Source organism: Veillonellaceae bacterium (genome assembly GCA_012523975.1).
GTDB lineage: Bacteria > Bacillota > Negativicutes > JAAYSF01 > JAAYSF01 > JAAYSF01.
The window spans coordinates 43,155-56,040 of sequence record JAAYSF010000030.1; the positions used below are offsets into that span (position 1 = coordinate 43,155).

The following is a 12,886-nucleotide window of genomic DNA, read 5'->3' on the forward strand; positions in this document are numbered from 1 at the left end:
CATGCAAGCATTGTTCTATGCCGCCGGCGTGGCATTTTTGGTGGCTTTAGTTTTAGGGCCATTGGTTATTCCATTGCTGCGGCGTTTAAAATTTGGTCAAAGTATCAGACAAGAAGGACCTGAGCGGCACTATGCAAAAGCCGGTACGCCAACCATGGGCGGAGTGATTATCCTTATTGCCTTATTAATTCCAGCGTTGATATATGCTGGAAAAAGCGTTGAAGTTTGGCTAGCGCTGTTTATTACGATTGGTCATGGTATGATAGGTTTTTTAGACGATTTTATAAAGGTAGTTCTTAAGCGTTCACTAGGATTAAAAGCCAGACAGAAACTTTTAGGGCAAATTATAATGGCAGTAGCCTTGGCTTATATTGCGGCAGGATATATGGATCGCGGCACTGATCTCTGGATTCCGGTACTGGGAATTAACTTTGACTTAGGTCCCTTGTATTACGCTCTGATCTTTCTGGTCCTTGTTGGAACTACTAATGCGGTAAACTTAACTGACGGTTTAGATGGTTTGGCGGCAGGTACTACGACAGTTGCCGCCGTAGCATATGCGGTAATATGCCTAAGCTTTGGTAAGTTTGAGTTAGCCATTTTTTGTGTTGCGCTGGCTGGCGCTACACTAGGCTTTCTCCGCTTTAATGCCCACCCTGCTAAGGTGTTTATGGGGGATACCGGTTCACTAGCTCTAGGCGGGGCTTTGGCTTCGGTAGCAGTAATGACAAAAACCGAATTGCTACTAGTTCTCGTTGGGGGTGTGTTTGTTATTGAGGCATTGTCGGTGATTATTCAAGTAGCCTCATTTAAATCAACCGGCAAGCGGGTATTTCTTATGAGCCCTATTCATCACCATTTTGAACTTTCAGGCTGGTCAGAAACCAAGGTAGTTATTGTATTTTGGCTTGTAGGCGTGGTTTTCGGCGTAATAGCCTTAGCTATTCTGGCAGCTAGTCGTGCAGGAGGAATATAGTGGATTTTAAAAATAAAAAAATACTTGTTTTAGGTGCAGGAATAAGCGGTATTTCGGTTACTGCAATTCTACAAAAATTGGGAGCAAAGGTAACCTTAAGTGATAATAGGACAAAAGAGAATATTGATAGAGACCTTTCTGGACTTGAAACCCTTGGAGTGGTATTAGCCTTAGGAAAACAAGATGAAAGTTTGCTTACTGATACTGATCTGATTGTTCTGTCGCCAGGGATATCTGTCTATCTGCCGCTTGTCGAATCAGCTCAGACAAGGGGGATACAAGTAATAAGCGAAATTGAGGTAGCGTATCAAATTTGTAAATCACCGCTTGTCGCTGTCACTGGTACTAACGGGAAGACAACAACTACAACATTGGTTGGTGAAATGGTTAAAACTGCTTATCAAGATGTGGTAGTTGGCGGTAATATTGGCCAGGCACTTTCACATGAAGTTGCTGGAGTTGATGAATCTGGCATAGTCGTTGCGGAAATATCAAGTTTTCAGTTAGAGGCAATTTTGAATTTTAGACCTAGGATCGCTGCAATTTTAAATATTACTGCAGATCATCTGGATAGGCATGGAACTATGGCTACCTACATAAAAATGAAAGAGAAAATCTTTGCTAACCAAACAGCAAATGATTTTCTGATTCTTAATTATGATGATGATATTGTTCGGGATATGGCCAAAAGAACCAAGTCAAAAGTTGTATTTTTTAGCCGTAAATCATTGCTGATATCTGGAATTTTTGTTCAAGAAGGAATTATAAAAATTGCGTGGGAGGGGCAAGTCTTTTCGATATGCCCAACTGACGAAATTCAAGTACGTGGCGCTCACAATATTGAAAATGCGATGGCTGCCTGTGGCGTTGCTTTTTTTGCGGGTGTAGATATTGAATATATGGCTCAAGTTTTGCGTGGATTTAACGGAGTAGAACATCGTATTGAACCAGTCGCAACAATAGACGGTGTTCAGTACTATAACGACTCGAAAGCTACAAATCCTGAATCAGCGATTAAAGCACTTGATGCTTTTCCCGGAAACGTCATATTAATTGCGGGCGGCCGAGATAAAAAAACAGATTTAACTGAGTTTATGACAGTTGTCCGGGAAAAGGTTTGTCATTTAATCTTAATTGGTGAAGCTAGCGGTCGTTTTCACGAGTCAGCAGTCCGTCATGGGGTGAAAAGTATCCGTATAGAAAGTGATTTAGAAAGTGCGGTAAAATTAGCCCATCAATTAGCCGAGGGTAAGGACGTGGTTTTGCTGTCCCCAGCTTGTTCAAGCTACGATATGTTTAAGAATTATGAAGAACGAGGGAGAGCATTCAAAAGGTTTGTCCAGCATTTAGAGTAAGGGAGGGAGTTGTCTTGGGTGTTAGACCTAAATCGCCCGATTTTATCATTTTTTTTGCCGTAATAGCGCTATTGGCAATCGGTGTTGTAATGGTATATAGTTCGAGTGCGGTCTCCGCCTATGTCAACTTTCAAGATAGTTATTACTTTTTAAAACGACAAATCATTTGGGTAACATTGGGACTTCTGGCCATGATACTTACTATGAATATCGACTATCATGCCTGGAGAAAGCTTGCTAAGCCAGTAATGTTGGTAACAATAGTATTGCTTATCCTAGTTCTTATTCCAGGCATGGGAAGGGTCGTCAACGGCGCAAGGAGATGGCTTGGGTTTGGCTCCCTGTATATGCAGCCTTCAGAAATTGCCAAGCTTAGTATGGTGCTATTTTGTGCCAGTAGTTTAGCACTCCGTCAAGATAGGATAACCAGTTTTGTTAAAGGTGTTCTGCCCCAGCTTTTGGTATTACTTGTTGTTTTCGGGCTTATTCTGAAAGAACCAGATTTAGGAACAGCCTTAGCGATAGGTGGTACAGTATTTGTTCTTTTATTTACGGCCGGGGCCAAAATATCCCATCTTGTTTCTTTAGGGGTTGCCGGTGTGTCCGGCATTATTGCAGCCATTATAGTAGAGCCATATAGAATGAAGCGGCTGCTGGCATTTAGCGATCCTTGGGCTGATCCGCTTGATACCGGTTATCACATAATCCAGTCGCTATATGCCATTGGATCCGGGGGCTTGTTCGGGGTCGGTCTTGGCCGTAGCAGAGAAAAGTTCTTGTACTTACCAGAACCTCATACTGATTTTATTTTTGCCATTCTTGGTGAAGAACTTGGCTTTATTGGTACTATCACGGTAATTATACTTTTCTTTTTATTTGCGTGGCGTGGCTTAAAAGTCGCTATTTCGGCACCCGATATATTTGGCAGTTTAATGGCGGCTGGTATTACGACGATGATTATTATACAGGCGCTGATGAATATAGCAGTGGTTACCGCTTCTATGCCTGTAACTGGAATACCTTTACCGTTCTTGAGCTTTGGTGGGTCAGCATTGATATTTACGTTATCAGGAGTAGGGATATTACTTAACATATCACGCTATGTTAATTTAAAATGAGGAGGCCACTTCGAATATGCGAGTCATGTTGTCTGGCGGGGGGACAGGTGGACACATCTACCCCGCTATTACTATAAGCAAAGCTATTGAGAAAAGGTCCAAATCCTGTCAAGTGCTATTTGTGGGTACTAACCAAGGGTTAGAAGCGGATATAATTCCGAAGGAAGGCTATGATTTCAAAACAATTGATATCCGAGGATTTGAGCGCCGGCTTACTTTGCAAAACCTTGCCACACTATTTAAATCAGCCGCCAGCATATGGCAATCCCAAAGTATCATCCGCAAGTTTAAACCCGACATTGTAATTGGCACAGGGGGATATGTTTGCGGTCCAGTCCTTCTGGCCGCAAGCCTTCTAGGGGTGCCGACAATTATTCAGGAGCAGAATGTTATCCCGGGGATAACAAATAAAATTTTGGCTAGGTTTGTTGATAAAATAGCCGTTGGTTATGCCGATGCTGCAAATTATTTTCCTTCTAAAGACAAAGTCATTTTTACCGGCAATCCAATTCGCCCGGAGGTTATGTCTGCCTCACGCCAGGAAGGCATTGAGGCACTTGGGCTAGACCCCAAAAAACGGACAATCCTAATTTCCGGAGGAAGCCGAGGCGCTCGAAGTATAAACCAAGCTATGGTTGAAGTATATAAATATTTCATAGCTCGAAAAGATGTTCAGCTATTGCATGTGACCGGAAAAACCGAGTATAATGGCATAGTTGGAAATTTAGAACAATCTGGTATAGATATTACCTCTGCTGGAAATATTAGTATAAAACCTTATTTATATAATATGCCACTTGCCTTAGCCGCTGCAGATTTAGCAATCTTTCGGGCTGGCGCAGTTGGCTTAGCAGAATTAACGGCGCGAGGTATTCCCTCAATCCTAATACCATATCCATATGCTGCAGAAAATCACCAGGAACATAACGCACTAGTGATGGAAAATCATGGAGCGGCTGCTGTTATCCGCGATAAAGAGCTAAGTGGCGAGAGGCTATTAGTATTAGTTAAAGAATTGATTGATGATCCCTCTAGGCTTGAATTAATGGCCGCAGCCAGTAAAAGAATAGGCCGCCCGGAGGCAGCAGAGCATATCGCGGAAATTGCTATTGATTTGACCAATACTAAGTCTTAGTAAATTTTATTTTTTACTTATCTGTCTAGTAACATCAATACCCTCTTGTTCATACAATATTATACATTATAATTCAGGGTATATGGCGCGAGAAAGGAGCGAAGTTTTTGCTAAATCATATTAAGAGTTTTCATTTTGTTGGTATTGGCGGTGCAGGTATGAGCGCCATTGCTACAATTTTGCTGCAAATGGGTTATATTATCTCTGGTTCAGATATGAGCGCTTCTGAAACAACAAGAAAACTTGAAAAACTAGGGGCTAAAGTTTATATCGGACATAATGAACAAAATCTAGGTGATGTCGAGGCCGTTGTTGTATCGACGGCCATACCCGATAGCAATGCTGAAGTATTATCCGCTAAGTTAAGAAATATAAAAATTTACCATCGTTCTGATGTTGTAGCTGCCTTGATGAAAGAGCGCAAAGGCATTGCAGTAGCAGGGGCGCATGGTAAGACGACGACAACGTCAATGGTCGCCCTTATGCTTGAAAAGGCGGGTATTGATCCTACTATTATTATTGGCGGTGAATTAAATTATCTTGGCGGTAATGCTAAACTAGGCTCAGGCGACTGGTTAGTAGCCGAGGCTGATGAAAGCGATGGTTCATTTTTAAAACTGTCGCCGCAGATAGCGATAATTACTAATATTGAAAATGACCATATGGACTTTTATCAAACAATGGAAAACATTTTACATACATTTGAGGAATTTTTACTAAAGCTTCCTCAAAAAGACGGAATGGCGGTATTATGCTTTGATAATAAACATATCAGGGATATAGCTAATAGCCTAGAACGAAAATTTGTTTCTTATGCTATTGAAAATCAAGATGCGGAATATCAGGCCCAAAATATCCGTGCCCAGGGTGCGGCGACTATTTTTGATGTTTATAGACATAAGAATTTATTAGGGACTATGAAACTAAACGTACCGGGTCGCCATAATGTGGCAAATTCGTTGGCTGCAATTGCTGTGGGAATACAGCTAGGATTGAGCTTTGAACAAATTGCCGAGGGAATAGCTCTTTTTCAAGGTGCTAAACGTCGGTTTCAGACAAAGGCTAGGCTTAATGGCATTTGGATTGTCGATGATTATGCTCATCACCCGACTGAAATTGCCACAACGATGTTAGCAGCACGGCAAACCGCGCCTAAAAGATTAATTTGTGTTTTTCAGCCACACCGTTTTTCCAGGACTATGCTGTTAAGGAATGAGTTTGGGAGCGCATTTTCTTCAACTGACTTATTAATTCTTACAGATATATACGCTGCTGGAGAAAGGCCGATTCCTGGTATCGATGGCGAGGTTATTAAGGAGGAGGTTGAGAAACAAACGGGTCAAAATGTTGTTTATATAAAAGATAAAGAAAGAATTGCTCGCTATCTCAGCGAAGTAACCGAACCGGGTGATTTAATAATCACCATGGGCGCAGGAGATGTTTATCGAGTCGGCGAAGAACTTATAGAAATACTAGTAAAAGATTAGTTTTGTATTTTGTCTTCCTTTGGAAGACATTCTCTTTTTGAGTGGGGTGGTTGTACTTTTCTAGGGGGGGAGACGATGGAGAAATTTATCGTCACAGGGGAAGTACAACTTCAAGGTAATCTACGAATTGGCGGGGCCAAGAATGCTACCTTGCCGATCATGGCTGCGTCGCTTTTGTGCTCAGGCGTCAGTGTTATTCACGATGTTCCGTTTATTCGTGATATTAACGCAATGCAGGACATCCTAATATTGCTAGGTGCTAAAATTCAACGCGAAGGAAATACGCTTATCATTGATACTACCAATGTTAGTAAGGCCGAGATTCCGGAGCATTTGATGCGCGAAATGCGAGCATCCGTTTTTCTCATGGGTCCGTTGTTAGGAAGATTCAAAAAAGTTCGGCTTTCTTACCCAGGGGGTTGTGATATTGGCCCTAGACCGATTGACCTACATATAAAAGCTTTGGAAAAAATCGGAGCAAAAATTAGCGAACGATTTGGTTTTATTGTAGCTGAGGCAACTCAATTGACCGGCGGAGATATTCACTTTGATTTCCCAAGTGTAGGTGCAACTGAGAACGCTGTAATGGCGGCGGTTCTTGCAAATGGTGTGACGATCATTAGAAATGCAGCCCGAGAACCTGAAATTAGCGACTTACAGACTTTTTTAAATAAAATGGGGGCAAAAATTAGTGGAGCAGGAACTGATACAATTCGGATCGAAGGTGTAAATAAACTTTATCCCACTGAACACACAATCATACCAGATCGCATACAGGCAGGTACTTTTTTGATTGCCGGAGCTATGACTCAGGGTGATGTTACAATTGAAAACATTAGGCCTGAATATCTATTCTCTGTACTTGACAAACTGGAGGAAATTGGAGCCAATATTGAGACGGGTATAAACTATGTCCGCGTTAAAGCAGGCGATTTACGCGGTGTTGATATTAAAACACTGCCGCATCCGGGTTTTCCCACTGATTTGCAGGCGCCCATTCTATCGCTGCTTACCATTGCAAAAGGAACAAGCGTAATAACTGAGACCATTTTTGAAAATCGGTTTAAGCATGTAGATGAATTGTCTCGAATGGGGGCTAAAGTAAAGGTTGAGGGGCGGACTGCCATTATTCGCGGTATACCTAAGTTGACAGGAGCTTGTGTAGCAGCTCCGGATCTTAGGGCAGGAGGCGCGCTAGTCTTGGCGGCATTAGCCGCCGAGGGAATAACAGAAATTGAAGCAGTGCATCACATTGACAGAGGCTATGAAAAATTCGAGGAGAAACTTCAAAGTCTTGGTGCAAACATTATACGTCACGGAAGCGGATAGGGGGTTTCTAAGTGAAATCAAAAAAAATTGCTGTTGTAATGGGAGGGCCTTCTGACGAGCGCGAAGTTTCGCTTAATACAGGACGGGCAATATTAAAGGCACTTCAGACAAAAGGTTATAATGTAATTGAGATTGATTTAGAACCTAAGCAATTTATAACTAAGATAGTAGAAGAAAACGTTGATATTGTATTTAATGCTATCCATGGTAAATTTGGTGAAGATGGGATACTACAAGGAGCACTCGAATTACTGGGGATTCCCTATACTGGGTCTGGTGTCCTGGCTAGCGCAATAGCCATGGATAAAGGGGTTTCAAAGCGGATATTCGTAGCTGCTGGAATCCCGACGCCTAAATCACGTTTATATACCAAAGATGAACTTAATGCCGCATTACCGACAGTGATTGAGAAGGATTTCGGTGTCCCCGTAGTAATTAAATCAGCAGCGCAAGGCTCCAGCATTGGTGTTTACATTGTAGAGAAGCCAGGTGATCTTAACGAGGCTGTGAAGCAGGCTTTCAAATATAGCGATAGTATTTTAGTGGAAGAATTTATAAAAGGACGGGAAGTAACAGTTGCAGTGTACGGTAGCCACGATCCGAAAGCTTTGCCAATAATTGAAATTGCACCTCATTCAGGACGCTATGATTATCATTCCAAGTATACTAAAGGTGCGACAGAATATATTGTACCTGCCAAGCTTGATAATGATGTTACGATAGAACTGCAAAAAGTTGCCGTTACTACTTTCAAGGCTCTAGGATGTCGGGGAATAGCAAGGGTTGACATTATGTTGGATCAACAGAATAGGCCATATGTACTGGAGGTAAATACTATCCCAGGCATGACTGCTACAAGTCTAGTTCCTAAGGCAGCCGCGGCAGCGGGAATATCTTTTGAAGATTTGTGTGAAAAGCTGCTATTGATGCTTGAAGATAAATAGCTTTTAAAAAGGCAGCATATTACAATGCTGTCTTTTTTTGATAGTTTATAGGACAAGTAAGTTGATGTATAATTACTTGTAAAGCAGCTTAGTAACAGAGGTGAATGCATGCAAAAGTTCTTACAGAAAAGGCGTCCACAACAAGACAACCAGCCATTTGGCCATGTGTTTTCGGCACTGTTAATATTGCTTGTTGTACTTATCGTAGGCTTTTTGTTTGTTAATTCCACATATTTTAATGTCGGTAATGTAGTTGTTGAAGGAAATAAGTATATGCCGACAGAGGAAGTATATGTAATTGCAGAGATCCCGGAACCCGTAAACATCTTAAAGCTTAATACTGGTCAAATACGTGAACGTCTTTTAAAAGACTTACGCGTTTCAGATGTAGATGTTATACGGAAGTTTCCCAGCACTATTGTAATTAGTATTAAGGAACGGCGGCCTCTTGCTTACGTTGCTAGCAGCTATGGTTTTGTTGAGGTCGATAAACAGGGTGTAATATTAGCTGCTCATAAGAATTTAAAACAAATAAATGTCCCGATGATTACAGGAATAAGACTTGATGGCGGATACGTTGGCGATAACGTTGAGCATCCACAAGTCGAGCCAGTTTTAGAGTATCTATCTACACTAGAAGAGCCAATTCTAAATCAAATATCTGAAGTTAATATTCAAGCAGGCGGGAGCATTGTTTGTTACACAGTAAAGTCTTCCCAACTAAAACTTGGAAAGGCGGAGAGAATGGCTGAAAAAGCTAAGTTAACTAATGAAATCCTTAATGAATTAGCAGGTAATAGTGCTATAATTGATTATATAGATCTGAACTATGCTTCTCCGTTTATAAAGTTTAAATCATAATTTATCGATGACCAAGACGCTATACGACTCCATCTTCTTAAGTGGGAGTTTACATCGTCTAAATCTCTAGATAAGTTCGGCTAAGCTTAAGATGGAGACAGAACTCCATCTTAAGTAAGTATCTTTTAATCCAGGATGTCTCGTGAGAAAGGGGTGAGTCAGTGTTACAAATAAAACAAGGACAAGCTGCTATTGCTTTTGTTTGTGTAATCTTAGGCTTTATGTTAGCGGTACAATTTCGGACAACAGAAGATATAAAATCTACTGTGCCTTTTCAGCGGATTGAAGATTTATCGCAGCGCTTGATTCAGACGGAAAAAGAACGGGATGCGTTGCAAAAACAAATTAGTGAGATGCGAGAATCGGGGACCAAGGCAGTTTCACAGGAGGCTGAGCTTTTAAGAATGGGGGCTGGGGTAATTGCAATGCAGGGTCCTGGGGTTTCAATAACGATTGATGATAGTAAGCGGCAATCAAAAATTGGGGAAAATCCGAATTTGTACATAATTCATGATGATGATATCCTTAAAGTTATCAATGAGCTCTGGGCGGCTGGCGCCGAAGCAATTTCTATTAACGAACAGCGCTTGATAGCTAGCTCGGAAATTCGCTGTGCTGGCCCAACTTTGTCAGTAAACAATACCCGTTATTCACCGCCGTATGAGATAAAAGCTATTGGAGAGCCGAATACTTTGGAAAATGCTCTTAAAATGCGCGGGGGTGTTGTCGAAACGCTACAGTTTTGGGGTATTCAAATTTCAATAAAAAAACAAGAAAATCAGATTGTCCCGGCGTATAAAGGAGCGTTTCGCTTTGAACTCGCCAAGCCGGTAAAGGATGGTGTGTAAGAATGGCGTTACCGGTTATAGGGCTGATTATAGGGCTGATTATTGGTATTGTATCTCCTATAAGTATACCTGTCGAATATGCTAAGTTTATGTCTGTAGCCTTGCTAGCCGCTTTAGATTCGGTATTTGGTGGTTTGCGGGCTGGCTCCGAAGAAAAATTTGATAATACAATTTTTATTACCGGTTTTTTTACTAATGCTTTATTAGCTGCCAGTCTTGTTTATGTTGGTGAACGCCTAGGAATTGACTTATATTATGTAGCCTTACTGGCGTTCGGCTTGCGTATTTTCCAAAATTTGGCTATTATTCGTCGATACTTTTTAAAAAAATAGTCTATTTCATAACTTGCCAAAAACCGCCATGTAAGGCGGTTTTTTAATTGAATGTCACCTTAGGTAGTTTTAAGGTTCAAACGCTATAGGACTTTTGCTGGATATTCCTAAATACTTATATTTTCTTTAATAACAAAAAAGGGAAATTGCTACTTCTGTTGAAACATAAGGAATGTAACATAATATTTTTGACGAGGGAAAGGCATGGATAAAAGCCATTTATTGGGGATTGATGTAGGAACAGCGACGGTCAAAGTTTTTTCTGGAGCTATGACAAATGAGCAGGATATTTCAATTGACAGCATAGGAATTATGCAGACCTTTGGGTTCGACAAAGGAGCAATATCAGATTACAAGGCCTTATCGTCATCTATTAAACAAGCCGTTGATTGTGCAATATCTGACAATCAAGTTTCTGCCCAAGGTGTTTACATTGGAGTGGGCGGCATGGGTATTCGCTCTTTTAACTGTATTGGCAGTATTGCTCCGCATTCGCCAAAAACAATAACAAATGAAGACATTGATCGAGTTTGTCGTTCATCTGTACTTACCGGTATTCCCGAGGAACTATACGTTCTGCATATTTTACCATTATGTTTTTGGGTTGATAAAAAGCGCCAGACATCTGCGCCAATAGGTATGCAGGGGTCTTGCTTGGAGGTTGAAACCCTTGTTGTAGCAGCTCCCGAAATGGCTATAAAAGAACTGATAGCGGCTGTCCGAAATACGGGAATAAAAGTTGCTGGGGTAGTTGCAAATTCTATAGTTGGTGCGCAAGCTTTGGCGCCAGATACCAAGGATAAAAAAGTAATAATAATCGACATCGGTGCTGGGACAACCGACGTTTCTCTATATCGTGGTGGGGTTATATATAACTCGGCATCACTGCCGCTAGGGGGCAATTACATAACACGCGATATAATGAAAGCGTTAGAGATAAGCGAGCAGCATGCGGAAGGCATCAAGCGTTATTATTCACGACTTGATAAAGCATTTCGCGGGCAAGCTGTAATCCTTGATTGTAATGATTATGGAACAACTGACAAACAGGTCTCTTATGACTTTCTCTTTGACGTAATTGAAAGCAGAGTAGAAGAAATTGTCTATTTAATTCACGAGCATATTAAGGGTTCAATGCTCGATAGTGATATTAATGAAATTGTATTTACCGGGGGATGTTCAGCCATGCCAAGTTTTGTAGCTGCTATTGAAAAACATTTCGGATTGCAGGTGAAAACAAAAGTACCGGATAAACTGCTGGCAGAATATTCATATCCAAGTAATACCTCATGTTATGGTGTTATTTTGCATGCCGCGCGGCATGCAGCGGCAGTAAGTCAAGAGCCTACAACGCAATCTTGGCGATCACTCTTTGAAAAGATTAGGAAGTTCTTCTAATAGCGTGGAACTCAGAATAAGGAGGAAAAATTTTCATGCTAGAATTTGATATGGATTTAGAACAGTTTGCTTCCATTAAAGTTATTGGAGTCGGTGGCGGCGGAAATAATGCAGTGAATCGAATGATTACGTCAGGTCTTAAGGGTGTTGAGTTTATAGCAATCAATACGGATGCCCAAGCCCTTGTGCATGCCTTGGCACCGCATCGTATACAAATTGGTGAGAAGCTAACTAAAGGCTTAGGAGCAGGTGCAAATCCTGAAGTTGGTGAAAAGGCGGCTCAGGAGAGCCGTGAGGAAATAATTAAGGCATTGCGTGGCGCGGATATGGTTTTTGTAACAGCCGGAATGGGCGGTGGCACCGGCACCGGCGCTGCACCGGTTGTTGCCGAGTGCGCTAAAGAAGTAGGCGCTCTGACTGTCGGGGTTGTTACTAAGCCTTTTGGTTTCGAAGGGCGGCGTCGTCAAGGTCAAGCTGAACGGGGGACCGCTAAACTAAAAGAAAAAGTTGATACCTTGATAACGATACCAAATGATAGATTAATGCAGGTTGTTGATAAACGCACTCCGATGATGGAGGCTTTTAGAATTGCGGATGATGTCTTGCGTCAAGGCGTGCAAGGTATATCGGATTTGATTGCTGTACCGGGGCTAATTAATTTGGATTTTGCCGATGTAAAAACAATTATGATGGAACAAGGGTCGGCTTTAATGGGGATCGGTATTGGTTCAGGCGATAATCGGTCTATTGCGGCGGCAGAAGCTGCAATTCGCAGTCCGCTTCTTGAAACATCAATTGAAGGAGCTCGCGGAGTTCTTTTAAATATAACTGGTGGTCCAAATTTAGGATTATTTGAAGTCAATGAGGCGGCCGAAATTATTTCCAACGCAGCTGATCCGGAGGCTAATATTATTTTTGGTTCTGTCATCGATGAATCGTTTGGTGATGAAGTGCGTGTAACCGTTATTGCTACCGGTTTTGATACCAAACCAACTAAGCCTACTTCTAACACCGGTAGTGAATATGCAAAGATTGAGCCATTCCGTAATCCTGATCTGGATATCCCCGCTTGGATGCGGCGCTAAAAAGCTCTTTTGAAATAC

General features: G+C 41.6%; 12 protein-coding genes. All 12 read left to right on the plus strand.

Going from position 1 to position 12,886, the window contains the following annotated elements:
• The first annotated feature begins 1 nt into the window (after position 1).
• A complete protein-coding gene (locus GX348_04280) occupies positions 2-976 on the plus strand; it encodes a phospho-N-acetylmuramoyl-pentapeptide-transferase (GenBank protein ID NLP41406.1) in 975 nt (324 codons plus the stop codon).
• Positions 976-2,331 (plus strand): UDP-N-acetylmuramoyl-L-alanine--D-glutamate ligase, encoded by a 1,356-nt coding sequence (locus tag GX348_04285; protein NLP41407.1) that lies wholly within the window; start codon positions 976-978, stop codon positions 2,329-2,331. Before GX348_04280 ends, GX348_04285 begins: the two co-directional genes overlap by 1 nt.
• A 14-nt stretch (positions 2,332-2,345) precedes the next feature.
• The gene (gene spoVE, locus GX348_04290) at positions 2,346-3,449 is read left to right on the plus strand and encodes a stage V sporulation protein E (protein NLP41408.1); all 1,104 of its coding nucleotides are present in this window, start codon (positions 2,346-2,348) and stop codon (positions 3,447-3,449) included.
• A 16-nt stretch (positions 3,450-3,465) separates the two neighbouring features.
• Positions 3,466-4,584, plus strand: coding sequence for an undecaprenyldiphospho-muramoylpentapeptide beta-N-acetylglucosaminyltransferase (gene murG, locus GX348_04295; GenBank protein NLP41409.1), 1,119 nt, complete (start codon positions 3,466-3,468; stop codon positions 4,582-4,584).
• Between the two features lie 107 nt (positions 4,585-4,691).
• Positions 4,692-6,071 (plus strand): UDP-N-acetylmuramate--L-alanine ligase, encoded by a 1,380-nt coding sequence (locus GX348_04300; GenBank protein ID NLP41410.1) that lies wholly within the window; start codon positions 4,692-4,694, stop codon positions 6,069-6,071.
• A 75-nt stretch (positions 6,072-6,146) separates the two neighbouring features.
• Positions 6,147-7,400: a UDP-N-acetylglucosamine 1-carboxyvinyltransferase gene (murA, locus tag GX348_04305; GenBank protein ID NLP41411.1), complete on the plus strand. Its 1,254-nt coding sequence runs from the start codon at positions 6,147-6,149 to the stop codon at positions 7,398-7,400.
• An 11-nt stretch (positions 7,401-7,411) separates the two neighbouring features.
• The gene (locus GX348_04310; protein ID NLP41412.1) at positions 7,412-8,344 is read left to right on the plus strand and encodes a D-alanine--D-alanine ligase; all 933 of its coding nucleotides are present in this window, start codon (positions 7,412-7,414) and stop codon (positions 8,342-8,344) included.
• 108 nt (positions 8,345-8,452) lie between these two features.
• Positions 8,453-9,205, plus strand: a complete 753-nt coding sequence (locus GX348_04315) for an FtsQ-type POTRA domain-containing protein (GenBank protein ID NLP41413.1) — start codon at positions 8,453-8,455, stop codon at positions 9,203-9,205.
• A gap of 161 nt (positions 9,206-9,366) precedes the next feature.
• Positions 9,367-10,053 carry a DUF881 domain-containing protein gene (locus GX348_04320; GenBank protein ID NLP41414.1) on the plus strand — a complete coding sequence of 229 codons (687 nt, stop codon included), beginning with the start codon at positions 9,367-9,369 and terminating at the stop codon, positions 10,051-10,053.
• A 2-nt stretch (positions 10,054-10,055) separates the two neighbouring features.
• On the plus strand, positions 10,056-10,385 hold the full coding sequence (locus GX348_04325; GenBank protein ID NLP41415.1) for a small basic family protein: 330 nt from the start codon (positions 10,056-10,058) through the stop codon (positions 10,383-10,385).
• Between the two features lie 204 nt (positions 10,386-10,589).
• A complete protein-coding gene (ftsA, locus tag GX348_04330; GenBank protein NLP41416.1) occupies positions 10,590-11,783 on the plus strand; it encodes a cell division protein FtsA in 1,194 nt (397 codons plus the stop codon).
• Between the two features lie 35 nt (positions 11,784-11,818).
• Complete coding sequence (ftsZ, locus tag GX348_04335; GenBank protein NLP41417.1) at positions 11,819-12,868, plus strand: cell division protein FtsZ; 1,050 nt, start codon at positions 11,819-11,821, stop codon at positions 12,866-12,868.
• Positions 12,869-12,886: the final 18 nt, after the last annotated feature.